Origin of the sequence: Pelolinea submarina, from assembly GCF_003966975.1 — a bacterium.
In the GTDB taxonomy this organism is placed as follows: Bacteria; Chloroflexota; Anaerolineae; order Anaerolineales; family Anaerolineaceae; genus Pelolinea; species Pelolinea submarina.
The window spans coordinates 1808534-1833450 of sequence record NZ_AP018437.1 but is presented as its reverse complement, the minus strand read 5'-3'; the positions used below and the strand labels follow the sequence as shown (position 1 = coordinate 1833450).

At 48.7% G+C, this 24917-nt stretch carries 23 protein-coding genes, 1 tRNA gene and 1 pseudogene; 12 read left to right on the top strand and 13 right to left on the bottom strand.

Going from position 1 to position 24917, the window contains the following annotated elements:
- Window positions 1-29 precede the first annotated feature (29 nt).
- The 7 genes and pseudogenes from Pelsub_RS08085 to rpsP all read right to left on the bottom strand — a co-directional run.
- On the bottom strand, window positions 30-1079 hold the full coding sequence (locus Pelsub_RS08085) for a hypothetical protein (protein WP_116224233.1): 1050 nt from the start codon (window positions 1077-1079) through the stop codon (window positions 30-32).
- 53 nt (window positions 1080-1132) lie between these two features.
- On the bottom strand, window positions 1133-3475 hold the full coding sequence (gene topA / locus Pelsub_RS08080) for a type I DNA topoisomerase (RefSeq protein ID WP_232528581.1): 2343 nt from the start codon (window positions 3473-3475) through the stop codon (window positions 1133-1135).
- Window positions 3476-3483: 8 nt separating this feature from the next.
- On the bottom strand, window positions 3484-4563 hold the full coding sequence (locus Pelsub_RS08075) for a mannose-1-phosphate guanylyltransferase (protein WP_116224235.1): 1080 nt from the start codon (window positions 4561-4563) through the stop codon (window positions 3484-3486).
- A complete protein-coding gene (gene dprA, locus Pelsub_RS08070) occupies window positions 4563-5678 on the bottom strand; it encodes a DNA-processing protein DprA (RefSeq protein ID WP_116224236.1) in 1116 nt (371 codons plus the stop codon). The genes Pelsub_RS08075 and dprA overlap by 1 nt, the downstream gene beginning before the upstream one ends.
- A 4-nt stretch (window positions 5679-5682) precedes the next feature.
- A complete protein-coding gene (rimM, locus tag Pelsub_RS08065) occupies window positions 5683-6246 on the bottom strand; it encodes a ribosome maturation factor RimM (protein WP_116224237.1) in 564 nt (187 codons plus the stop codon).
- A gap of 2 nt (window positions 6247-6248) precedes the next feature.
- A complete protein-coding gene (locus tag Pelsub_RS08060) occupies window positions 6249-6482 on the bottom strand; it encodes a KH domain-containing protein (RefSeq protein ID WP_116224238.1) in 234 nt (77 codons plus the stop codon).
- A gap of 128 nt (window positions 6483-6610) precedes the next feature.
- Window positions 6611-6871: pseudogene (rpsP, locus tag Pelsub_RS08055) on the bottom strand (30S ribosomal protein S16); the annotation flags it as partial.
- A 268-nt stretch (window positions 6872-7139) separates the two neighbouring features.
- On the opposite strand from rpsP, the gene Pelsub_RS08050 reads away from it, so the two are divergent.
- Genes Pelsub_RS08050 through queG form a run of 5 tightly spaced genes read left to right on the top strand, consistent with a single transcriptional unit; the run spans window position 7140 to window position 12088 of the window.
- The gene (locus Pelsub_RS08050) at window positions 7140-7997 is read left to right on the top strand and encodes a DegV family protein (RefSeq protein WP_116224240.1); all 858 of its coding nucleotides are present in this window, start codon (window positions 7140-7142) and stop codon (window positions 7995-7997) included.
- Between the two features lie 54 nt (window positions 7998-8051).
- Window positions 8052-9368, top strand: a complete 1317-nt coding sequence (locus Pelsub_RS08045; protein ID WP_116224241.1) for a DUF1015 domain-containing protein — start codon at window positions 8052-8054, stop codon at window positions 9366-9368.
- Between the two features lie 11 nt (window positions 9369-9379).
- The gene (locus Pelsub_RS15850; protein ID WP_198418325.1) at window positions 9380-10222 is read left to right on the top strand and encodes a M23 family metallopeptidase; all 843 of its coding nucleotides are present in this window, start codon (window positions 9380-9382) and stop codon (window positions 10220-10222) included.
- A 22-nt stretch (window positions 10223-10244) separates the two neighbouring features.
- Window positions 10245-10922 carry an NBR1-Ig-like domain-containing protein gene (locus Pelsub_RS08035; protein ID WP_116224242.1) on the top strand — a complete coding sequence of 226 codons (678 nt, stop codon included), beginning with the start codon at window positions 10245-10247 and terminating at the stop codon, window positions 10920-10922.
- A 20-nt stretch (window positions 10923-10942) separates the two neighbouring features.
- Window positions 10943-12088 carry a tRNA epoxyqueuosine(34) reductase QueG gene (gene queG / locus Pelsub_RS08030; protein ID WP_158675040.1) on the top strand — a complete coding sequence of 382 codons (1146 nt, stop codon included), beginning with the start codon at window positions 10943-10945 and terminating at the stop codon, window positions 12086-12088.
- Window positions 12089-12157: 69 nt separating this feature from the next.
- Here the strand turns inward: queG and Pelsub_RS08025 are convergent, their stop codons facing one another.
- The 3 genes from Pelsub_RS08025 to Pelsub_RS08015 form a co-directional block, all read right to left on the bottom strand.
- The gene (locus Pelsub_RS08025; protein ID WP_116224244.1) at window positions 12158-12850 is read right to left on the bottom strand and encodes a LysM peptidoglycan-binding domain-containing protein; all 693 of its coding nucleotides are present in this window, start codon (window positions 12848-12850) and stop codon (window positions 12158-12160) included.
- 83 nt (window positions 12851-12933) lie between these two features.
- Complete coding sequence (locus Pelsub_RS08020) at window positions 12934-13311, bottom strand: septum formation initiator family protein (protein WP_116224245.1); 378 nt, start codon at window positions 13309-13311, stop codon at window positions 12934-12936.
- Between the two features lie 67 nt (window positions 13312-13378).
- Window positions 13379-13463, bottom strand: a tRNA-Leu gene (locus Pelsub_RS08015).
- 174 nt (window positions 13464-13637) lie between these two features.
- On the opposite strand from Pelsub_RS08015, the gene Pelsub_RS08010 reads away from it, so the two are divergent.
- Together Pelsub_RS08010 and Pelsub_RS08005 are read left to right on the top strand one after the other, a co-directional pair.
- On the top strand, window positions 13638-14651 hold the full coding sequence (locus Pelsub_RS08010; RefSeq protein WP_116224246.1) for an LCP family protein: 1014 nt from the start codon (window positions 13638-13640) through the stop codon (window positions 14649-14651).
- A 73-nt stretch (window positions 14652-14724) separates the two neighbouring features.
- Window positions 14725-15639 (top strand): tyrosine-type recombinase/integrase, encoded by a 915-nt coding sequence (locus Pelsub_RS08005; RefSeq protein ID WP_116224247.1) that lies wholly within the window; start codon window positions 14725-14727, stop codon window positions 15637-15639.
- Here Pelsub_RS08005 and tilS read toward each other — a convergent pair.
- A complete protein-coding gene (gene tilS, locus Pelsub_RS08000; protein WP_116224248.1) occupies window positions 15621-17066 on the bottom strand; it encodes a tRNA lysidine(34) synthetase TilS in 1446 nt (481 codons plus the stop codon). The two genes, Pelsub_RS08005 and tilS, sit on opposite strands and share 19 nt — an antisense overlap.
- 35 nt (window positions 17067-17101) lie before the next feature.
- Here tilS and Pelsub_RS07995 point away from each other — a divergent pair, with 35 nt between their 5' ends.
- A complete protein-coding gene (locus Pelsub_RS07995; protein ID WP_198418324.1) occupies window positions 17102-17881 on the top strand; it encodes an SIR2 family NAD-dependent protein deacylase in 780 nt (259 codons plus the stop codon).
- Here Pelsub_RS07995 and mutL read toward each other — a convergent pair.
- Entirely contained in the window at window positions 17878-19623 is a 1746-nt protein-coding gene (gene mutL, locus Pelsub_RS07990) for a DNA mismatch repair endonuclease MutL (protein ID WP_116224250.1), read from the bottom strand. The two genes, Pelsub_RS07995 and mutL, sit on opposite strands and share 4 nt — an antisense overlap.
- A gap of 52 nt (window positions 19624-19675) precedes the next feature.
- Between mutL and Pelsub_RS07985 the strand changes: the two genes are divergently transcribed.
- The 4 genes from Pelsub_RS07985 to Pelsub_RS07970 all read left to right on the top strand — a co-directional run bounded on the left by Pelsub_RS07985 (window position 19676) and on the right by Pelsub_RS07970 (window position 24247).
- Window positions 19676-20299 carry a pyrimidine 5'-nucleotidase gene (locus tag Pelsub_RS07985; RefSeq protein ID WP_116224251.1) on the top strand — a complete coding sequence of 208 codons (624 nt, stop codon included), beginning with the start codon at window positions 19676-19678 and terminating at the stop codon, window positions 20297-20299.
- Between the two features lie 20 nt (window positions 20300-20319).
- Window positions 20320-21534, top strand: coding sequence for a S41 family peptidase (locus Pelsub_RS07980; protein WP_116224252.1), 1215 nt, complete (start codon window positions 20320-20322; stop codon window positions 21532-21534).
- Between the two features lie 64 nt (window positions 21535-21598).
- On the top strand, window positions 21599-22390 hold the full coding sequence (locus tag Pelsub_RS07975) for a S1 RNA-binding domain-containing protein (RefSeq protein WP_116224253.1): 792 nt from the start codon (window positions 21599-21601) through the stop codon (window positions 22388-22390).
- A 201-nt stretch (window positions 22391-22591) separates the two neighbouring features.
- Window positions 22592-24247 carry a CTP synthase gene (locus tag Pelsub_RS07970; protein ID WP_116224254.1) on the top strand — a complete coding sequence of 552 codons (1656 nt, stop codon included), beginning with the start codon at window positions 22592-22594 and terminating at the stop codon, window positions 24245-24247.
- Here Pelsub_RS07970 and Pelsub_RS07965 read toward each other — a convergent pair.
- On the bottom strand, window positions 24227-24865 hold the full coding sequence (locus tag Pelsub_RS07965) for a lysophospholipid acyltransferase family protein (RefSeq protein WP_158675038.1): 639 nt from the start codon (window positions 24863-24865) through the stop codon (window positions 24227-24229). The two genes, Pelsub_RS07970 and Pelsub_RS07965, sit on opposite strands and share 21 nt — an antisense overlap.
- Window positions 24866-24917: the final 52 nt, after the last annotated feature.

The following is a 24917-nucleotide window of genomic DNA, read 5'->3' as shown; positions in this document are numbered from 1 at the left end:
CGGGCTTTTTTTATCTTTTTCAACTTTGATTATTTAGGCCAAACGGAGATTTCCATTGTCAGACGGGAGAAGTAGCTGTTTTCAGGCAATGGCCCGCGGGCATAAACCATATCAATGATCTTGGCTTCCAACTGTAAGGTTGCCGTTTCCATTACAAAGGTCATGCCGGGTTCAGCCTTGATGGGCTCGCCCTTGGAAACCATGCGCTGGCGGATAGCTGAGTCGTTGCTGGCATGTTCGCTCATCAAGATTTTGGTGACAGTTTGGATATCATTTTTATCGAAGAGCCAAACTTCCAACGCAGTAACTTTCTTCGGATCGCCTACGCCAATCGTTTCGGCAATACCCACACCGCATTCGCCCAGGAACTCGCCGTTCACAGAATCAATGCTGAATGAGTCGTCGTACAGGTCATCGCCTTGCCGGTAAGTCGTCATAAATTGCGCCAGGGCAGGCTCCCGTTTCGCCGCAGCGGAGACGGAGCTGGCCGTGGTGAACGCCTGATTCTTGACTGCGTTTACTTTTGACGGATTGATGACGGATTTTCTGGGTTTGGCAGGTCCGCCAGCGGATTTGCGCTTCATCAGGAACACAAACACACCGCCTACGACCAGGGTTAGGAGAAGAAGAATCATCAACGGAGTAAGCGAGAAAGTACTCTCAGGTTTGATTTCTTCAGTGGTCGGCGCAGGTTCTTCCCCTAATGCGTTACCTGCGTTGCCCATGGAAGCAACCGGGCTGGCTGCGCCCATCATCTCTTTGAATGCCTGGATTTCTTTATTATCGTTGAAGTCGCACGCCGCCGGGGTCAATGCATCCAACAATGCGTTTGCATTTTCTCCCAAGCCTTCCCAGCGCGTTTGCAGCAACTGATTATTGGGATTACGGATATAGGAATCAATCGTCATACAAAGATAATCCCTCTGGTAATCCATTTGTAAGGAAGAAGGACTGGCATCTTCCCACTGGACCGGCCAGATTCCCCATCCTAATACAACCATGCCGAACAGAATGCCGACAAGTAATGCGCCCACACCCAGTGCGACCGGTTTCTTCAAGAACGCTTTTATCTTTTCCATAGTAACCTCTCCTGCTATTAACCGAATAACTTATGTAAATAACATTGCAAGTTTTATGCCGATTCTGACTCTTCGACATTAATACTACTAATCAAAAAAGTCTCTTCACAATTCATACATTGATATTCATTCTTGTTCTTGAAAGTAAGCAAACCCGAACAGGATGGGCAGGGTGTACTGATGGGCTGCTTCCAGGAAGTAAAGTCGCAATTGGGATAATTCTCACAACCATAAAATATCCTGCCCTTGCGTGTCTTGCGGATGACAATTTCCCCGCCATCTTTGGGGCACAATACGCCAATTTTTTCCAGGTAGGGTTCTGTGTATTTACAGTTCGGATAATCGCTGCAGCTGATGAATTTGCCGAAGCGGCCCCATTTGATGACCAGGTCGTTGCCGCACTGCGGGCAGGCTTTTCCAATCTTTTCCGGTTCCATCTTGGTTTCCGGCATTTCGTCCTGCGCTCGTTTTAACTGCGGCTCGAAGGATTGATAGAAATCGGCAATCACTTTGCGCCATTCGCGCTCGCCGCTGGCAATTTCATCCAAATCCTCTTCCATGTGCGCTGTGAAGTTCACACCCAATACATCCGGGAAATACTCCACCAGTAAATCGTTGACCGTAAAACCGGTATCGGTGGGAATCAAACGCTTGCCGTCCCGCTCAACATAACCACGGGCCTGAATGGTCGAGATGATCGGTGCGTACGTGGAAGGACGGCCAATGCCCAATTCTTCCAGGGTTTGCACCAGCGAAGCCTCGGTAAAGCGCGGCGGCGGTTGGGTGAAATGCTGCTCCGGATTGAGTTTGACCAGCAAAATCAACTGTCCTTCCAATAAATCTTCGGGAATCTTCAATTCCTTGTTCTCGTCCCCGTTGCTGTCGTCGTCCTTGGCTTCTTCGTATAGAACCAGGAAACCGGGGAATTGGATTTGCGAACCGGAAGCACGGAATAAATACTGGTGGTCTTTACCATCCCCATTGATCTCGATTGAGAGCGTTTCGTAGACCGCCGCTTCCATTTGGGATGCGACAAAGCGCCGCCAAATTAACTGATACAGCTTGAATTGTTCCGGTTTCAGGAATGGTTTCAATTTTTCAGGAACACGCATTACGGAGGTAGGCCGTACGGCTTCGTGTGCTTCCTGGGCTTTCATTGCTTTGGTTTGGTGCTTATTCTCCGTTTCCGGTACAAATTCCGGTCCGTGAACTTCTTTAATATAATCACGCACCTCTTTAATTGCCAGAGGAGAAATATTGGTGGAATCGGTACGCATATAGGTGATTAAACCTGTTTCACCACCCTCCCCAATATCAATACCTTCATACAACTGTTGGGCTATGCGCATGGTGCGTTTGGCGGTAAAACCTAGCTGCCGCGAAGCCTGCTGCTGCATGGTGCTGGTGGTAAAAGGTGCAAAGGGTTTGCGCCGGCGTGTGCCGCGCTTGATCTTGGAGACGGTGTAATGGGAAGCTTTCAAATCCGCCAACAAGCCGTCAACCACTCCCTGCATAGGCAGCTGTGGATCCTGATCGTCAATTTTGACCAATCGCGCGGTGAATGTGTCCTTTTGATTTTCGGGTTTAAACTCGCCGTCGATGGTCCAATATTCTTCCGGTACAAACGCTTCAATTTCACGTTCGCGTTCGATAATAAGCTTCAGGGTAACGGACTGTACCCTGCCGGCAGATAAACGCCCGCGCACTTTTTCCCATAACAGCGGGGTGAGATTGTAGCCCACCAACCGGTCCAATATTCTGCGCGCCTGCTGCGCGTCTACTAAATTAATATCGATCTCGCGCGGATTAGAAAAAGCTTCCGCAATGGCCGGTTTGGTAATCTCATGAAATACCACTCGTTTGACACGGCCTTCATCCAGCTCGGCAGCTTCCATCAAGTGCCAGGCAATCGCTTCTCCTTCACGGTCAGGGTCTGTCGCCAGGTAGATTTCTTCCACCTTTTGAGCATCTGCCTTCAATTCCTTGACTATTGGGCGTTTCTCGTTGGGTACACGGTATTTGGGTTCAAAATTATTTTCCACGTCAACAGAGAGCTGTGAACGTAATAAATCGCGTACATGGCCGACAGAAGCTTTGACGATGTAATCTTTCCCCAGAAAATTACCGACTGTCCGAGCCTTGGCGGGTGATTCGACAATCACCATTTTGCCTTTACGCTTTGCTGTGGCAGTTTTCCCGGATTTTGTCTTCTTCGCTCCCGGAACAGGTTCCGGTGGAATCAAGCCCTCATGTGCATCCGTTCTGCCCATGCGATACAGCTTGGTACCGCACACCGCACAGGTGCCGGTGGTCACCGGCGTTCCGCGTGAATTAAAGCCCGCTGTCGGGTTCTGTATTTCTCGTTTTTCCTTGCACTTCATGCAGTAAGCTTCCAAGTTAACTCCTATAGATAAGTATCCAGATCTTTTTTCTTCAGTTCTTCCACGATCTGTTTGATTTTCTGGGTTTGACCCTTTCTACAAATCAACAGGGCTTTGCCGCTGTCGATAATAACCAAATCATCAATATCCACTAACGCAACTAATTTATCATCAAATTCGGACTGATATAGGGTATTTCTCGAGTTGATGCTAATTACTTTTCCGGATTTAAACACATTTCCATTTTCATCCGCGTCCAGGATTTCAAACAATGAATCCCAGCTGCCTACATCATTCCATCCCAGATCTCTGGCTGGCAATACTACCACATCACCGGCATGCTCCATTATGCCGTAATCAATCGTCTGCGGTTTGATCTTTTCCCAAATTCCGGGAATGAACTTATCGGCATCGCCTTTATGAAGGTGCTCCCCAATCTCCTTCAGGCTGGAATTTAGTTCAGGCATTTGTTTGGCAAATTCCGTCATAATCACGGATGCTTTCCAGATAAACATCCCTGAATTCCAAAAATACTTGCCGGATTTTAAATACTCCTGCGCGGTCTTCTCGTCCGGTTTTTCCACGAACTGGTCAACCTGCCAGCTATAACCATTCGCCAGCGACGCGCCTGCCTGAATATATCCATAACCGGTTGCCGCATAAGTAGGCTCAATCCCCAACGTAATTAAATGTTTTTCTTCAGCCAGCGTACGACCCTTTTCCAGCAAGTCATGAAACAGGCTGATATTTTCAATCACGTGGTCGGCAGTCAAAACAGCCATGACCGCTTCGGGATCGCGTTCCAACAAATAGGTGGCCGCAAGTCCAACAACTGAAGCCGTTCCCTTGGGCATAGGTTCAATGATGAAGTTTTCCAATGGGATGCTGGGGAATTCCGCGTGCAGAGCTTCAACCTGCGCCGCTATCGTCACAATCAATATCCGCTCCGTTGGGAAGATGCGCAGCAGCCGGTCGATGGCGATTTGATACATTGATCGTTCGCTCACCAGCCGCAGCAGTTGTTTGGGGCGTTCCCTTCGTGAAAGCGGCCAAAGACGTGTTCCCCCGCCCCCGGCCATGATCACTGCGTAATAATTATCCATTAAGCCTCATCATAATGTAGTTCTGATTCTCCAACTGATAAATACGTGAGATTGCCCGCATTTCTGACCAATCCCTTTAATTCCATCAAAACCAGGGTTGATGATATTTTATCAATCGGTAATCCGGTAGCTGCTTTGATTTCATTGATGTGCATCGGCTCATCTCGTAATGCTTCCATTAATAGCAATTCTATATCATTTTCGGGGAGAACCTGCTTGGCATAGCGGTAATCGTCAATTTGGGTTAACTTCAGTGCTTCCAAAATCTCAGAAAAATCCAAAAGCGGCAGTGCCCCATCGCGGATCAAGCGGTTGGTACCTTTGCTTTGCGGCGCGTAAATTGAGCCGGGAACAGCGAATACCTCTCTTCCCTGGCCGGCCGCGAAATCCGCCGTAATCAAAGCGCCGCTGCGCTCTCCGGCTTCTATAATAACCACGGCCAGTGACAACCCGGAAATGATGCGGTTTCTGGGTGGAAAGTTGCTGCCTTCGGGAGATGTTCCGGGGTAATAATCGCTGATTAAAGCGCCGTTTTGGCTGATGGCTGCTGCCAGGCTGCGGTGCTCCGGAGGGTAAATCATATCCACTCCCGAACCCAGCACTGCCAGCGTGCGCCCGCCGGCATCCAACGCAGCTTGATGCGCAATACCATCCACCCCGCGCGCTAAACCGCTGATGACCGTAATCTTATTATTTGCCAGGTAACGGCCCAATTCAACCGCAACCTGACGGCCATACGACGTCACCCGGCGTGTACCGACAATCGCGACAGAAAAATCATCATCCGGGTGCAGGGAGCCTTTCAGGAATAACACCGGCGGCGGATACTCGATCACCGCCAGCCGTTTGGGGTAATCCTCTTCATTCATTGTGAGGATTTGAATTCCGGAATCAATGATTCGCTGATATTCCCCATCCAGGTCGAAACTGCGGCGCAATTCTATTAACGCTTGTATCGGTTTAGGACTCAGTCTGGCTTCCTGTAGTTGCTTTTCGGAAGCATTCCAGGCCGAACTCAAATCACCGAAATAATTAATGAGGATTTGTGTTCTGGCTGCGCCTATCCCCTTTACCCGGCTGAATGCCAGCCAGTACTTTTTTGAATCGGAAGCCACGGCTCTATGCCCACTCTTGCGGTTTGACCACCATTACCCCAGTTTGTACGTTCACATCTAAAATAACATCAGGAATTGCAGGAATCAATATTTCACTATTTTCATCTGCCGGATCTCTTACAACATATACATCATTTGCGCCGGTAGAGATTATTTCCGTAAGGAACCCCAAAATTTTTTGGTTTTCATCCTGCACTTTCAAACCAATCAAATTATGGTGGTAGTACTCCCCTTCCGGTAACTCAGGCAACGCGTCCTGTTGTATGTATACAAGCATATTTTTATACTTGTTGGCTTCCTCCGGAGTGTGGGTATCTTCGAAATTAATTAATCCGCGTACATTGCTGATTTTGAAGGAAGCAATCACTTTTTCTTCGTGTTGCCGGCCCAGGAAAACAGTCTTTCCCGATGTTAACCGTTCCGGAAAATCCGTGTAGATATTCATCCATAATTCCCCCCTCAAACCATGGGTACGGCCGATTTTCCCTACGGCTAAAAATTCAGGCTCACTATTTCCAAGCGAGCCTGATTGTTTTTTTGAATTGCTCTGATATTTTCGATCAGACATTTTTAGGGTTCAACAATATCCAAAGTTGCGCGCTTGCTTTCGCGTGCAGCCGCGACACGCAGCAGAACCCGGATTGAATTGGCTACTCGACCGCCTTTGCCGATCACTCGGCCCATGTCGTCTTTGGCAACTTTCAATTCAATGCGGACACGCCCGCTGTCATCGTACTCTTTTACCGAAACCTGAGCTTGATCCTCAACCAGTTGGGTGGCAATATATTCAATTAACTCTTTCATTGTCTCTCCTTATCGAAAGGGATCACAACAGACTGTCCGGCAGATTAACTCTTGCGGGTCTTTTGTTCAGCCTGGCGAGATTGATAATATTCGTTGGCTTCTTCTAAAACCTTTTCCTGTGGTTCGCCTGATTTAACTTTTTCGTAACGATCTAACAAGCCAACTGATTTAAAAATCTGCATTACCGATTCACTGGGTTGGGCGCCGTTTTTCATCCATTCATAAACGCGATCTTCCTTGACCTCAATGGTAAAGGGATCTGTTCTGGGATTATAAAAGCCCAAAATTTCTAGAAAACGACCATCACGTGGACTTTCTTTTTCTGTTGCAATAATACGGTAACTGGGTTGGTTGCGTAACCCAATTCTCCTTAAACGAATTCTAACCATGCATGCTTCTCCTGTAATTATTTACATTTTCTGATCATCAGAAGCAAGAATCTCCGAGGGACGAGAAAGGATTCGATTTCTAGATTTTTGCTGTTCTGGATGAAACACAACTTCCTATTATACTGCCTTGAGCCGAATTATTTTAAATAAGATCAAGACTCGAAATTTTATAGGAATAAGTACCTTACGTCAAGTTAAATAATATAACACTTGTCAAAAATATACGAATGCTATAATCACTTCATATTTTATACGAATTGGAGCTTCTATGTCAAAAGTAAAAGTAATCATCGACAGCACTGTTTATCTTCCCGAAGAATATATTAAGAATCTGGATATTGATGTAATACCTTTGCATGTGATTTGGGGAGACGAGATTTATCGCGACGGTGTTGATTTATTGCCCGATGAGTTTTACCGGCGACTGCCCGACGCGAAAGTCATGCCGACCACATCACAGCCATCGCCAAAGGAATTTATGTCCTTATACGAAAAATATCTTGCGGAAGGCCGCGACATCCTCAGCATCCATATCTCTTCACAAATGTCCGGAACAGTGGATTCAGCGGTACAGGCAAAAGCTCATCTTCATGCCGATAACATTGAAGTAATTGATTCGGAGTTCACCACATTGGGTACCGCATTTCAAGCCATTGCGGCAGCAAAAGCCGCAAAAGAAGGCGCCTCACTAGCTGAATGCCTCGAAATCGCCAAAAAAATCCGTTCCAATACTCAAATTTACTTCCTGGTGGACACTCTGGAATTTCTCAAACGTGGCGGCCGCATAGGCGGAGCCACTGCATTGCTGGGTTCTGCCCTGAATCTGAAGCCGATTCTATATGTAAAAGAAGGCAAGATTGAAGCCTATGGGAAAGTCCGCACGATGAAAAAAGCCCTTGCCCGTATTATTGAGATTTTTGAAAATCAGGTAGGCAATAAAAAACCTATTTATGTCGGCATCTCCCATGCCACCGCCCCTGAGAATGCCGCCTGGTTGAAAGCTGAAATTCAAAAGCGGTTTAAAGAAACCGACTTCATCGAATTTATAGAAAGCGAATTAAGCCCGGTTATTGGGACACATGCCGGGCCGGGCACTGTCGCGCTGAACTTCGCTACAATGGAATGAAATAGAAAACCCCCGTTTGGGGGTTTTCATTTTGGTAAAATACAAAATAAAAAAATGAAAAATTACCTTCAAATCGGAATTCAAGCACCTGATGTCCTTTTACCCGCTGAAGGCATTGATTATGCCCGCTGGGCGGTTGTTGCCTGCGACCAATACACCTCCGAACCGGATTATTGGGATGCTGTAGAAAAGGTTGTGGGAGAAGCGCCCTCAACCTATCACCTGATTCTACCGGAAGCCTATCTCGGTACCGATAAGGAAGCATCCCATCAAAAACAGATCAACCCAACCATGCGGGAATACATGCAAAGACAGGTTCTCTCTCCGGTGGAAGGATTCATCTTTACGGAACGCGTAATTGGAAAGCGGATAAGACGTGGTTTGATTACCGCCCTCGATCTCGAGCAATATAGCTTCAGTAAAGGTTCCAAATCGCTAATTCGCGCCACCGAGGGCACCATCCTGGATCGGCTGCCCCCGCGTATCAAAATCCGCAAGGATGCACTCCTTGAAATTCCTCACATTCTGGTGCTCATTGACGATCCACTGGAAACAGTGATTGAACCTTTGGGCACAATGAAATCCGAAATGGATACGCTCTACGATTTCGACCTGATGCAGTCCGGCGGTCATTTAAGCGGTTATCGGATAAAAAATGAAGAAGTTGAAAAACGGATTGTGGCCGCACTGGAAAAATTGCTTCAGCCTGAACAATTTCAACAGAAATACAATGTGGATGAAACGGAAGCGCCTTTCCTTTTTGCTGTAGGCGACGGCAACCATTCATTGGCTACTGCAAAATCCGTGTGGGAAGAGGTAAAAGCCGGCCGGAGTGATACGGATCCGGCTCGTTTTGCCCTGGTCGAATTGATCAATATTCACGATCCGGCCCTGGAATTTGAACCTATCCACCGTTTGCTGAAAAATCCGCGCGTTGACCTGCATGCTGCCCTTGAAAAATACTTCGCGAATAGCTTGACCGTCGAAAATAAAACGGATTTTGCTACGCTGAAGAAAGCCGTCATGGAAAGCCCGGCGGCCGTTCAGAAGTTCGGATTAATAACGCCGGAAGGATTCCGGGTTTACGAGATCAAGAATCCCCAACAGGCTCTGACAGTCGGAAGCGTGCAAACATTCCTGGATGATTTGATTAAAAAGGATGAACTGGAAAGCATTGACTATGTCCATGGAGCCGAAACTGTCCTGAATTTAGGCAGTAAAGAAAATCATGCGGGTATTTTCCTGCCGGTTATGCAAAAATCGCAGTTATTTGAAGCGGTAATAAAAGACGGTTCACTCCCGCGCAAGACATTTTCCATGGGCGAAGCCAACGAAAAACGCTTCTACCTGGAATGCCGTCAAATACAATAGTCAAAATAAAAATGCGTCTGAAATCAATTTTCATCACATTAATCGCTGCGGTTTTAGTTGGGTGCTCTACCATAACCGCTCAACCTGCCGCAACAGATTTACCGGCACCAATTCAGGTAACCGTAACGCCTTCGCTTACACTGCCTCCCACTCAGACGCCCGTCCCGCCAACTCCAACACCGGATTATATAGATAGCGTTTGTTCACCTTTGGAGAATTTCACCCTGGCTGACCTGAACAATATCATCACACAACCCTATAAAACGCCGCGTCCTAAAAACGATGACGGGCATCATGGTGTGGACTTTGCGTTTTATCGCATGAATGATATCGTGGGAATTGAAGGGCTGCCGGTAGACGCCGCCCTGCCCGGCCAGGTTGTGACCGTCCTGAATGACAAGAATCCTTACGGGTATGCCCTAATCATTGAAACCCCTCTCGATGAACTGGCTCCGGACCTGGCAGCCGCTTTAGCCCTGCCGGATGTGCAGCCTACGGTGGTACCCGATCCGCGTGTAAATTGCCCCGCTTCGGGAGAATTGACTTTTACACTCAGTGAAACGGAACGTTCCGTCTACATTCTGTACGCCCATTTGAAAGACCTGCCAATCGTGCAGGTAGGCGACCAGGTTTCCTGCGGCCAGCAAATCGGTCTGGTTGGTAATTCCGGGCAATCGTCTAATGCCCATTTACACTTCGAAACGCGGGTTGGCCCTTCTGGCGCAAGGTTTGAAAGTATGGCATACTATACGCTCCAATCTACAGAAGCAGAAAGGTATAATTACTGTGTCTGGAGAGTAAGCAATCTTTTCGAGTTATTTGACCCCATGATCTTACTTTCGACACAGGATTAAAAAAAGTAAAGGCAATATAAAAATGAACAAACGATTTGTTGTAATGTTGAGCATTCTGCTGAGTATTGCATTCATCGGCACATCTTGTGGACCGAGAGTTGAACCAACTCCGACGATCGATCCGAACGCAGTGATGACCGAAGTTGCCCAGACGGTAGCAGCAGAAATCACAGCAGAAGCGCTGCTGACACCCTCACCCACCGCGACCCTGGCACCCACTCCCACCATCCCAGCCACACCCACACAGGATTTGACCGCGCTTCCCACGGTTCCCACAGTAGCCGTGACCGCGCCTGTCACGAACAGCGCCGCTGCAACAGCACCTGTCACCACAGCTGATAATTTGGATGTGTTGAGCGATGTCACAATTCCGGATGGAACCGCCTTCTATACTAATGAATCTTTCAATAAAGTATGGAAAGTAAAAAATTCTGGTTCAACCACTTGGGACAGTACCTACAGTATTGTAAACATTGATGGGAACACCTTTGGAGCAGATACGGTGATTCCATTAACAACCTCTGTTCTACCTGGTGGAGAATTTGAACTTGGCATCAAGATGAAATCTCCAAGTGCTTATGGCGAATATATGTCACGTTGGAAATTAATGAATGCAAACGGCCAAATTTTCGGTACAGAAATGTATGTTTATATCAAGGTCACAGAAAAAGCACAAAAAACCGCTACGCCTGCCGGATAATCTCTTCAGTCGTGCAAACAGTGAGTACTATAAATAACAAGATAAAAGCCGAGGCCAATCGCCTTGGCTTTTCTTTTCTTCAAATCACCCGGCCTATACAGCCGCCCCATTACGAGGCCTATCTGCATTGGCTGGCAGACAGCCATACCGGTGAAATGAAATACCTTTCCTCCGAACGAACCAGGCAATCCAGGCAAACACCGGCCGGGTTACTCGATAATGCGCAATCCATCCTGACCTTTGGGGTACGCTATGCCCCATTGACACAATCGCTCCCTTCAGAGGAAGACACTCAAAATCCGGTTGGATTGGTTGCGTCCTACGCCCTGCACGCGGATTACCATGATGCTCTTAAACAAGCGGCTCACCGGCTGATGGATTTTATTGTTCGGGAGACAGGAAAAAACATTCAGTATCGCGTCTTCGTAGATTCGTCTGCTTTGCTCGAAAAAGACACCGCGTTTATGGCCGGCGCCGGTTGGATCGGCAAAAACTCTTTGATAATCACACCGGAAACCGGGTCCTTTCAAGTTTTGGGCTGTATTCTGACCGATCTGGAGCTCATTTCCGATAAGCCTTTCTCCAAAGATTTATGCGGAAGCTGTCAAAAATGCCAGGATAGTTGCCCTACCGGCTGCATTACCGATAACCACAATTTGCGGGCGGATGAATGTATCGCGTACCTCACGATCGAATATAAGGGTGTTATTCCCCGCCACTTGCGCTCAAGAATGGGCCTTTGGGTATTTGGATGTGATATCTGCCAAAATGTCTGCCCTTGGAATCACAAGCCACAAACTCAACCATTCCAAGTTTCACCATTATTGCCTCAGGTAATGGAACCCGGCATTGATTTATTAGCCGAAATTAAATTGGATGAAGATTCATTCCGGAAGAAATACGCGGGCAGCCCTATCCTGCGCGCGACTCATACCGGTTTTCAACGGAACTTGATTATTGCCATGGGGAATTCAGGCTCTCAAGCCTGCTTACCCGCGTTGAAAAAGATCCTGCGGGAAAGTCCAGCCTGGCTGCTGCGTTTGCACGCAGCCTGGGCTATTTCATCTCTGCGGTCGCCGGATATGAGGCAAATCCTGGAAAAAGCGTTGTCCATGGAAGATGACGAACGCGTACGCGATGAACTGCGGTGCTGCCTTAACCAATGATTAGAAAAAACCTCCTGCGGTGCAGGAGGTTTTTGTTCTGGTAACTTTTTTTACCCGGATAGTCCTTTATCAGGATGCCAGGGTGCTGGTTGGGGCAAATGTTGGAGTGGGTGTAACAATATTTACCCGCACGGTAATTTCCATCCCGACCGTTAGCGTGTTTGTGTCGCTACCTAATTTATCCGGGTTCTGCGCGGTGATATCATCCACCGTGGTGTTAAATTTATTGGCGATAGACGCCAATGAATCACCTTCCTGGATTTTATAGCTGATCTTGGTCCCAGGTTCCGTATCGTCCGGGATAGGCGTAGCAGTCGGCAACGTTTGTCCGGGCGCCGGAACTTTGATTTTTCCTCCGGGATAGATCGGGCATTCACCATTTTCAAAGTTATTGATCGCCAGTAATGTCGTTAAATCGACATCGAACTTTAGAGCAATATCGTAACAGGTATCCCCCTCCTGGACCTCATATTCAAAAGGACCGGAAGGTGTGGGTGAAATGGTCACCGTCGGTGTGGCTGCAATGGTTGGTTCAAAAGTAGCCGTCGGAGTAAATACCGGTGTTGGAGGCAGTGTATTCGTAGGTGTGGGTTCTTTGCTGAATAGCTTGAATTTAAAACCGCCACCTGAAATGCCCATAACGATGAGCACAATACCTACAATAACCAGCAATGTTGCCATAACCGCCAAGAACACCGGCAAGATCGGTTTCTTTTTCTTAAATGGTTCGAGAACATTTTGAGGAGATTGCCTACCTAACATAGTTTTTCCTTTTCTTTTATCTGATTTAGCTGTACAGCTAATTCGACTTGCAGAACTATTCTAACTTAATTTATGATGCAGCTTCATTCGCCAAAAAATAATTCCCACCAAATTTGCCAGTTGTCTTCTGTGCTGGGAGTCGGTGTTTGCAGATAGTTTATTTCCGGTGTGGCTTCCAGTGGAGAAACAGGAATAATCATTTGATCTCCAGGCTGAATATTGCGTTGATATGTTCGCGCCCATTCTTCCACTGCTTTATCCGAGTCGGCATAGGCAATTTGCGTTTCCAACGCGTATTGAGTGGCTTCCAAATTACTAATACGCGCTGTCATCTGGTTGTGTTGATCGGTCAGGCGGAAATATTCCGAAATGCTGGAATTCAGAGTCATTACCATAAAGAAAAGGATAATGATCAGACCAAGAAAAATCCACCTTTTCCAAAACGCGTTGAGCTTGGGCATATACCAATATTACCGCATATAAAAACGGATTTCAATTAAATAAAAAACCCTGTTTTCACAGGGTTTATGCCGAAGGTGGGATTTGAACCCACATGAGCGTAATGCTCACTACGCCCTGAACGTAGCGCGTCTGCCAATTCCGCCACTCCGGCTTAACGATGTTGCAATTCTATCAAAAAGAATTATTTTGTCAACAGGTTGGTAAAATTGGTCCCCTTTTGCTCATGCTATAATGCAAACAGATTTTGGATGGCACTATTCTTGCAGGATTATCCATTGAAAAAGGCATGTTATTTTCTACGTAAGATTTGAGGAAAGATAAGCCGATGAAGAAGCCCAAAAATAAAATATTGCTGTTGGCTGTGCTGGTTCTTTTTATAATCGCCTGCACAGTTCCATGGCTGTCATTTTCCAACGATTCCGGTTCAGGAATTCAACTTTTGGCGGACGCACTCAAAAGTGGTAATACCGAACCGACCGCATTCCAACCTTTTTATTACACTGCTACTCCTACCAATGATGCTCAACCCATAACAGACGCATTAGTCCCCAACCCCGGATTGCTCCCTCCCGATGGACAGGTAAACATTCTGGTACTGGGTTCGGATTTCCGTCCAAACAGCGGTTACCGTACCGATGTGGTTTTGTTGGTTTCAATTTTTACCAAGGAAAATAAGATTAGTTTAATTTCCTTCCCGCGCGATACCTGGGTTGAAATTCCGGGTCTGCAAGAAGAACGCATCAACACCGTTATGGGATATGGCGGTTTGCCCTTGCTGGTGGATACCTTTGAGCATAATTTCGCCGTTCATATTGACCATTACATGATGACCAATTTCAGCGGCTTCAAGGCCATCGTAGACACGCTGGGCGGCATTGACATCAATGCTTCCCAAAACACCTCCGACCGCTGCGATCTTTCCTACGCGCACGGAGGTTGGTGCTCCGTCGGACCCGGTACGGAACATATGGATGGCGAAGTAGCCCTCTGGTATGTCCGTTCGCGTTATACCTCCAATGATTTTGACCGCACACGCCGCGCACAGGAAGTCCTAATCGGGTTAAGTAACAAATTGATGACCCTGGACGCAATTTCCCGCGCGCCGGAGATCTATGACCTGTTCATCAATAGTGTAGAAACCGATATGACATTGAATGATATTCTGGGAGTCCTGAATGTACTGCCGGCTGTGCTGAATGATACCAATCGCATACACCGCTACAACCTGAATACCGCACAGCTGACACCCTATACGATTCCCTATTCCGGCGCTTATGTGCTGCTGCCGAATTATGACGCGGTTTGGCAAGTGATTCAGGAAGCGGTATATACACCCTGATTGACACCTTGACTTAAGCATTTAAATCCCTTACACTCTCATTAACCTATACGAAACTAAATGAGAGTGAATCATGAATAATGCTTTGGATCAATCAGCACACATCGACAGCCAATCCTCAATTCTGGCAGCTATGGATGTTTGGGAAGTCTATCTTCTCGACCAGGGCCGCTCGGAATATACAGTAAAGTCCTTCCGCGGTGACATCCGCTTGCTGACCAAATTCCTGCCCCCGGATAAAAAAGTCGGCGATATCACCACGAATGACCTCAACCATTTTATTGAATGGCTGGAGAACGGCCGCGGTAAGAATATCCCCTGCAGCCCGAAAAGTCTGGCTCGTCGTATCACCTCCCTGAAATCTTTCTTCCGCTGGCTGGCTGAGCATGGGCGCATAAGTGTTGATCCCGCCGACGCCATCCTGCAGCACTCGGTCATCAGCCCCCTGCCTGAAGTCCTTACCATCCGTGAAACAGAATTGGTGTTGGAAACAGCGCGTGCCATGGCCGAAAGCGGGCAGCCTGACACACGATCCTATGCGTTATTAAAATTACTATTGGAAACAGGCATCAAGAAAAGTGAATGCCTCAGCCTCAGACCTGCGCACATTTTCGACGAAGATGGAGAACATTATATATTTGTCCGCTACGCCGATCAGAAAGACCGCAACAAGGAACGGAAAATTCCCGTCAGTTTGGAATGGTTGGATAGCTATCAGGCTTACCTCAACCAGTACCATCCGGAGGACACGGTTTTCCCCTGGTCGCCGCGCCGCCTGGAGTACATCCTGGAAGACATCGGCAAAGCTGCCGGCTTGGAAAAGCATCTGTCTTTCTCAATGTGCCGCTGGAATTGCGCCCTGCAGGATTGGCGGGTTGGCATGGACCGCGATACCATCCGTCAGAAATTGGGAATTTCAAAAATTCAATGGCGTGAGATCAGTTTGAAACTCAAGGAACTTATCAAAGCCTATATCACGGAAGAGTAATTTTCTCGATGGGAAACACGAGCTTTTAGCACATTTTGTGTTTCCGAGGATACTTTGACAAGTTGAGAAGGCGGAAAACCCGGTACCCAAACCAGGTTGCCGCCGGAAAAAAGCAATGGCCAGTGCCCCTTTGCACGCAGGGGCACTTTGTTGTTAATCCAGAAATCCGATAATTTCTGCTGCCCTTTTAATAAACCCAACGGCTGGTAGCGATCACCGTCCTGCCAGGTGCGCAGAAGCAAATCTGAGGCAAGTTTTTCCGACGCTAAATACGCGCAGAAATTATCCGTATTGGAAAGGTAAGCGTCCCCCAAGGAGTCCTTACTCAGCATTTCAAGTGAAAGCTCCCAACCGCAAGCCAGCTCAATTGTGCCTGTCTCGGGAAGTATATGGATTTCATTTTCAATAGCGGGCCATTCCGATGAAGGCTGCATGGCGGACTCGGTCCTCATAAAGACGCCCCTTCCACTCTCCACGCGCACCAGGATAGCATCGTTCAATTGTACATTCAGGCTTTCCATCTCACGGGTCAGACATCGGCGCGCCAATTCAAAGTGATAAGCGCCCAATTCAACCGCCTGTGGGAAAGCGTCTGCCAGGATACTGCGAATCAGCGCGCGTTGAAGCGCAACCGATAAGTGCCTGAATTCTCGCAACTCCATTTCCGCGTAACCTGCATGGGTTTGCAATGCGACCTGCGCTGCGGCATCCCGGCAAGCCGCGTTGATAAAGTCCATATCGCCGGCCAATAAGTCCGCCATTTGAAAAAGAGAACGTTTGATCTGCGGGTTGTAACTCTCCAATTCAGGCAGCAGCTCCAAGCGAATGCGATTACGCCGGTAGGTGCTGTCCTGGTTGGTTTCATCGCATACAAACGGCAATTTGTGGTCGCTGCAATAAAGTTGGATTTCATCGCGCCAGCAGCCCAGCATCGGACGGACGAGCGGGATACTTTCGTGAAAAGGGCTAAAGGATTGGAAACGCATTGCGCTTAACCCTTTCAGCCCGCTGCCCCTCAACAAGTTAAGCAGCACCGTTTCCACTTGATCATCCGCCTGATGCGCTACAACCAGCGCAACCGCCTGCCGCTGTTCCGCCAACCCAAATAAGAAGCGGTAACGTGCGCCGCGGGCAGCCTCTTCGATGCTCTGACTGTTTTGGCGGGCTTGCAGAGCCACATCCGCGCTGCCAAGCGCGAATTCCAGACCATATTCTCCTGCCCGCCGGCGGACAAATTCGGCGTCAGCGGCTGCTTCCGGGCGCAATTGGTGGTTAAAATGAGCTACAACCGGCTTATAACCGGAACGCACTAAAATATCCAACAGCGTCATTGAATCCGCACCGCCGGAGACGCCCATGACCAGCGTATCCTGCGGCTGGATGTAGCAGGAATTTTGCAGGGTTGCTTTGACTTTTTCCAAAAGCATGCGAAAATTATAGCATCGCTGGTACAACAGGAATCATGATGGAGCACTCCCCACAAATCGATCAACAAATTGAACAAGCCGCGCAACTACTCAAAAATGCCGGCAACGCAGTGGCTTTTACCGGCGCAGGCATCTCCACACCTTCCGGCATCCCTGATTTTCGTTCCCCGGGTTCCGGATTATGGGAACATTACGATCCTTTTGAGGTGGCCTCTTTGAGCGCTTTTAAACACCACCCGGAGAAATTCTACGATTGGATCCGGCCCCTGGCCCACACGGCGCGTGCCGCCCAACCCAATTTAGCGCATAAGGGCTTAGCTGCATTGGAAAAAGCCGGCCTGATTCAGGCAGTCATTACCCAAAACATTGACGGACTGCACCAAAAGGCCGGTTCGCAAAAGGTGATCGAGCTGCACGGCAGCGCCCAGAGCGCCCACTGTATGCAGTGCGGCAAGCTTTATGGGGAGGATTGGCTCACGGATGAAACCCTGGTTCAGGACAATTACCCGCGCTGTACGGTCTGCGGCGGCGTGCTTAAACCGGATGTGGTGCTGTTCGAGGAGATGCTGCCGGCCCAGGCCTGGAACGAGGCCCAGGAACTGTGCGAAAAAGCGGATGTGATCTTTGTGATTGGTTCTTCGCTGGGCGTTGCGCCGGCCAATTACCTGCCGGAGAGCGGGCTGCGCCGCGGCGCCGGTTTGATCATCAACACCCAATCAGACACGCATTTGGACCGTTATGCGGACGTGGTCATCCGGGAAGACTTGAACGAGATTGTCCCGGCTATCTGCTGGAACGCGCTGGGTACCCCTTAGCGGGCGCCGCGTCTGCCGAACTGGCGTTCCAGCATATCCACGGATAAATGAATCATGGTCGGGCGGCCATGCGGACAGGTACGCGGCGATTCGCATTGCTCCAAATCGCGGATCAACTGCTCCTGTTCTTCCTGCGAAAGCACCTGCCCGCCTTTGACGGCAATGCGCTTGCAGATACGCGAAATCAGCCGATTCTCCTGTTCCCCTTCCATCCAGGAACTATCTTCCTCGTCTTCTTCCAAGGCGCTCAGGAATGCCTCCCGCGGATCAGAACGGCTGATTACAACCGGCAGCGCGTGGATCTTGTAAGTCGATGGGCCGAAATTCTCAATTTTAAAACCAAGATGGTTGAGCACTTCAATCTGCCGTTCCAGGTCGGATTCCATCTGGCCGGGCACTTGTACCACCACCGGTTCCAACAGGTATTGGGAATCACTGCTGGTATGTTTTTTCAACAAGCGTTCGAACAGGATGCGCTCATGCGCCGCATGCTGGTCAATTAAGTACAATCCATCCGGCCCTTCCGCCACCAGATAAGTGCGCCCAATTTGCCCCACCAGGCGCAGCAGCGGTACATGCAATAATTCCGGCTCCCCGCCGGATCCCGCCTGTGTTTGTGATTCCATCGCCTGCGGTTCCCCGGCCTGCGGGACGTAATCCCGGTTGGCTTCCCCTGCGAATTGCCAGGCTGGATCCACTTCACGCGGGCGGCTGACGCCGGATGACCAAAAAGTCGGGGAAATCTGCGGAACATTGGAGAAAGCGGAGATATTTTTGCGGACAGCGCTGTTCAACAGGCCGAAAATGCGGCCGGGCTCGCGAAAACGGATTTCCGCTTTGGTGGGATGAACGTTAACGTCCACCTCCTGCGGATCAATTTTCAGGAATAAAGCCGCAATCGGATAGCGGCCGACCATCAACATGTTTTGATACGCCTGTGTGACCGCCGCGGTCAGGGAACTATCGCTCACCAGACGCCCATTGATGAAGAAAAATATCTCTTTACGGTTGGAGCGGGAAATACCCACCGGGCTGAGAAAACCCTCCACGCCCAGATATTCATCCACCACTCTTAAGTCCAATAAATCACGCGCAGTGGTTACATCATAAAGCTGTGAAAGGACTTCGCGCCGGTCTCCGCTGCCGTTGGTGTTCAAGATTTGCCGGCTTTCCATATTGAATTGGAAGCGGATATGCGCATAATATAACGCGTAACGGGAAACCAAATCCGAAATGGCTTTCCGTTCGGTATTTTCCGATTTCAGGAATTTCCGGCGCGCGGGAACGTTGAAAAATAAGTCCTCGACCTTGATGCGCGTGCCTGTTTTTAATCCGGCCGGTTCCTGCGCCAGGATGTCACCGCCCTCCACGCTCAGATGAACTCCCATATTTTCCTGATTGGTTTGGGAATCCAGTGTGAAACGCGACACTGCCGCGATGGAGGCCAACGCTTCTCCGCGGAATCCCAGTGTCTGGATATGCTCTAAATCCTCCACCTGAGTGATTTTGCTGGTGGCATAACGCTGCAGCGCAACAGCCGCTTCATCGCTGGCAATACCCATGCCATTGTCTTCCACCTGAATCAAACGCTGCCCGCCGCTCTCAACATGAATCTTAATTTCTGTCGCGCCGGCATCGATGGCATTTTCCATCAACTCTTTCACTGCCGATAATGGCCGTTCAACCACTTCACCAGCCGCGATTTTGGCGGCTACATTTTGCGATAGTATTTTGATTTTCATAATATGTTGAAATTATATATAAGAATGGTTTTAAAGATATACTTGCTGGGATATGTACAACACGCTATTCTTTGATTTGGATAACACATTATATCCGGCAGACAGTGGGTTATGGGAAGCCATCGGTTTGCGTATTGAATCTTTCCTGAAGAATGAAATAAAAATGCAGGAAGAAGAAATTACCACATTTCGTCTGGACTGCCGTAAAAAATATGGCACTGCCCTGCAGGGGCTAAAGCACTTATATCAGGTTGACGACGCCTATTACCTGAAATACGTACACGATGTGAATCTGTCCGATTATCTGCGTAAAGATGGCCGATTGTCGGCGTTATTAGATTCCCTGCCCCAACGTAAGATTGTATTTACCAACTCGGATATTAACCACGCCCGCAATGTACTCGGTTTTCTGGATGTCGAGCGCTATTTTGAATTTATCATCGATGTCAACCAACAGGCTCCCTATGTTAAACCGCAAAAAGAATCGTTCAGTAAAGCGCTGGAACTGGCCGGTCTGAAATCGGCTGATGGCTGCGTATTTTTGGATGATCACCTGCCCAGTGTGCAGAACGCCGCGGATATGGGGTTCCTGGGTGTTTTGATTGGGGAGGATGCGGAAAGTGATTATCCCTATCAGATTGCCGATATCTTTCGGCTGCCTGAAATTCTCAAGTAAATTGTTCAACAGGATACACTATGAAATTTTCTTTCAACAATAAAACCGGACAGACAATCAGTATTATCCTGGTGGTTTGTTTAATCTTTATGGCCGGTGCTTTTACCGGGTATTATTTTCAATTAAACCCGACCGGCAAGTCCGGGTTCAATAAATTATTCAAACCTTTTTACCAGGCCTGGGATATCGTTCACGACCAATACCTGGAACAACCGGTGGATGACACCTTACTGATGCAGGGTGCCATTAAGGGTATGATGGACAGCCTGGGCGATCCATTTACCGGCTACATGGATCCTGAGGAATATCGTCTGCAGAACACACCCCTGGAAGGCGAATACACGGGTATTGGCGCTTATGTGGATACTTCCGGCGACGCATTAGTCTTCATCGGCCCCATGCCGGATTCTCCCGCTGAAACGGCCGGAATTAAATCGGGCGACACGGTTATCATGATTGATGGCGAGGACATGCGTGGAGTTGAACCGGATCTGGTATTGAAAAAGATACTGGGGCCGGAAGGGACTACCGTGGTCATCACCGTGGAGCGCGAAGGGGAGACCGAACCGCTTGAATTCACCATCGAGCGCGCTGTCATCAACATTCCCACTGTTGACCAGACCATGCTTGAAAATCAGGTCGGGTATATCCGTTTATATTCTTTCAGCGCCAATTCCGCTGACGAGTTCAGTACCGCATTGAACAGTTTATTGGACGATGGCGCGCAGCGTCTTATCGTGGACCTGCGTAGCAACAGCGGCGGGTACGTGGACACAGCCGTGGACATCATCTCCAATTTTATCGACAATGGGGATACGATTCTGATTGAGGAATGGGGCGACGGCAGCCGCAACGAATATACCGCCCGCGGTAATCCTATCGCGCCGGATATTCCCATGGTCCTTTTAGTTGACGGCGGTTCCGCTTCCGCTTCTGAAATTATGGCTGGCGCACTGCAGGATTACGGCCGCGCCGAATTAATTGGTACCACTACCTATGGGAAAGGGCTCATCCAAAATTGGATTCCTCTGGTGGACGACAGCGGCGCAGTCCGTGTGACTATTGCGCGCTGGTTAACCCCGAAAGAACAGCAAATTCAGGGCAACGGCCTTACACCCGATATCATAATAGATTTCACAGAAGACGACATTCAGGCCAGGAATGATGTACAATTAAATGCCGCTCTGGAATACCTGCAAAATATTGCTATAGAGGAAAATGAAAATATTAATTGACAGCAACTATTCACGCAGGTATAATCAACGACTGCTCAAGTCCAATCGATAGGAGAAATTATTAATGACTTCTGATGCTATTACTGGTATCACATCAATAGATCAACTTGAAAGGAAAATGCACCTTAAGGGTAAGGTCATGAAGACGACCAAAGCCGGTGCAATTGTTGACATTGGTGTTGAGAAACCAGCTTTACTCCATGTTTCACAAATTACAATGGAAGGCGAACAACCGATCCTGCGTGTTGAAGACTCCCTGAAAGAGGGTCAGGAAGTGGATGTTTACATCCGCAACATTCGCGAGGACCGTATTGAAGTATCCATGTTCAAACCGCTCCAATTGGAATGGCGCGAAATCGATAAAGATATGGTTCTCAAGGGAAAAGTTGTCGAACTCGAGAAATTTGGCGCCTTTGTAGACATCGGTGCCGAACGCCCCGGTTTGGTTCACATCAGCGAACTGACCCAGGGTTATGTCAAGAATGCCTCCGAAGTCGTCAACATTGGCGACGAAGTGGAAGTAAAAGTGCTGGATTTCAACCGGCGCCGCAAGCAGATCAAGCTCAGCATGAAAGCGCTGCAGCCTGGTTTGGATGAAATCGAAGGCGTCAAAATTACCCCAGCCCATACGAACCGCCGGAAGAAGAAAGTTTCCAAGAAAGAAAATGAAGCCGAGGTTGCCGCAACCCCCGCAGAGAACGAACCCACTTTCATGGAAATTGCCATGCGTGAAGCCATGGAAAAAGCCGGTATGGAAGCGCCTGCCGTCAAAGGCAAACAGTCCGGCAAACGAAACAAGAAGAAAACTTCCGAGCAGGAAGATATTCTCTCCCGCACGCTTAACCAGCGCGCTTAATTTTCGACTATCGAGCAACCCCCGTCACTGTGCGGGGGTTTTTCTTGTGGTAAACTACAGGTAACAATTTTTCATGGAGACTAGTGAATAAAAACCAGCATCCACAGAAAAAAAACACGAACAAAACTCACCAATTCGGGGAGGGTTAATCCAACAACCCTCCCCGCTTCACTTAAATTTATAAGGTGGTAGCAAAAATCTATGAACAAACAAAAATTATCCTCGCAATCAAAATTCATATTTTTTACCGGTGGTGTCATCAGCTCTGTTGGGAAAGGGCTGACTGCTGCTTCCATCGGCCGGCTGCTTAAGGAACGCGGCTTTTCCGTTTCGGTTCAAAAACTGGACCCGTATTTAAACGTGGATCCCGGCACCATGAGTCCTTACCAGCACGGTGAAGTATTTGTGCTGGACGATGGCGCTGAAACCGACCTGGATCTGGGCCATTATGAGCGCTTTATCGATATCCGCCTGCATAAGGAATCCAACCTGACATCCGGTCAGATTTATGCAGAAGTGATCGCCAAAGAACGCCGTGGAGATTATTTAGGCGGCACCATTCAAGTTATTCCGCATATCACCGATGAAATTAAAAAACGCATTTTATTGGTAGCCGAAAAGTCACAAGCTGAATTCGTGTTGGTGGAAGTCGGCGGAACTGTAGGTGACATTGAGAGCCAACCCTTCCTGGAGTCCTTGCGCCAGCTGCGCCAGGAATTAGGCCGCGAAAATACATTCTTCGTGCATGCTACCTGGCTGCCGCATATCGGCGCCACCGACGAGCTGAAATCCAAACCCACGCAGCACTCGGTGCGTGAATTGCGATCCATCGGTATTTCGCCCAATATGATCATTGCCCGCTCGGACTATCCTGTCCACCAGTCTATTGTGGATAAGATCTCCCAATTCTGCGATGTAGATAGCGAGGCCGTCATTCCGTTGGTAACCGCACCTGTTTTATATTCCGTTCCCCTGATCCTGGAAGATTTCCATGTAGCCGATTACATCGTGAAATATTTTGGTTTAAAAGCACGCAAGCAGGTGGATTTAAGCGAATGGAAACGCATCATTAAAGCCGAGGAAAAACCCAAGCATAATATTCGCATCGCCCTGGTGGGTAAATATATCGAGCTGCATGACGCGTATATCAGCGTGCGCGAAGCCCTCAAACATGCCAGCCTGAACAACGACGCCCAATTGGAAATCTGCTGGATCCATTCCGGAGACCTGGAAAAAGGCGATGGATTGGAGAATCTGGCAAATTGTGACGGTATTCTGGTGCCCGGTGGATTTGGCTACCGCGGTGTGGAAGGCAAGATCATCGCCGCTCGCTATGCCCGTGAGCATAAAATCCCCTATCTGGGGTTATGCCTGGGCATGCAGATGATGGTAATTGAGTTAGCCCGCACCATCCTGAACGATCCCAAAGCCAACTCAACCGAATTTGACCCGCAAACCACTGCCCCAGTGATCGACCTGATGCTGGAACAGCGCCATATCACCGATATGGGCGGTACCATGCGCCTGGGGCTGTATCCCTGCAAACTGACGCCCGGCTCAATTGCTCAGCGCGCCTACCAGGCCGATTTGGTCGAGGAACGCCATCGCCACCGCTATGAGTTGAACAATGATTACCGCGACATCCTGGAGCAAAACGGCATGCTTTTCTCCGGCCAATCGCCCGATGGAATGCTGGTGGAAATTGCCGAGATGAAGGATCATCCTTTCATGCTGGGTTCGCAATTCCATCCCGAATTTCTATCTCGGCCGAACCGCCCGCACCCCTTATTCAACGAATTCGTGAAAGTTGTTATCGCTGAACAGGAGAAAGCCGGTTCAACCGTAAAAACCGCATAATTCCGGCGGCAGCAGCGCCGCAATCCCTTTCATAATGCGTATGGTTAATTGCCCGGCAGGTTCCTGATCGCCGGGCTCTATTTTTTCCCCGAATCTTATTTGGATATGCGCCCGCTTAAACCCATGCTTAAACATGTCTTCCGCACCGCTCAAACCGGCCGGAATCACCGCGCAATGATTGCGCATGGCCATGTGGGCCGTACCGCTGCGTGCTTCCACCATACCCTTGCCGAAGGTGCGCGTCCCTTCCGGGAACATCATCAGCGCCAAGCCTTCGTCCAACACGCCTTTCGCGTTCAGGATAGACTGCCGGTCGAATTCCCCTCGTTTAACTGGGAACGAACCGATCTGGTTGAAGAACCAGGCCACCACGGGATTGCGGAAGAGTTCTGCCTTGCTCATGAAACAAAGTGGGCGCGGAATGGCTATCTGCATCAGGATCGCGTCGATTCCGGAGACATGGTTTGCCGCGAACATAATCGCGCCCTCTGCCGGAATTCTTTCCGGATGAATGACCTCAATTTTGACAAATAAACGCATGAAAACGCGTAAAAAACCGACGACAAAGCGCCTGAATAATGAATTATGGAACTGGAATGTATTTTTATTGTTTTTCATGTACACGATAACACCTATGGAAGCAAAAAGTATTATACTTATCAAGTTGCAG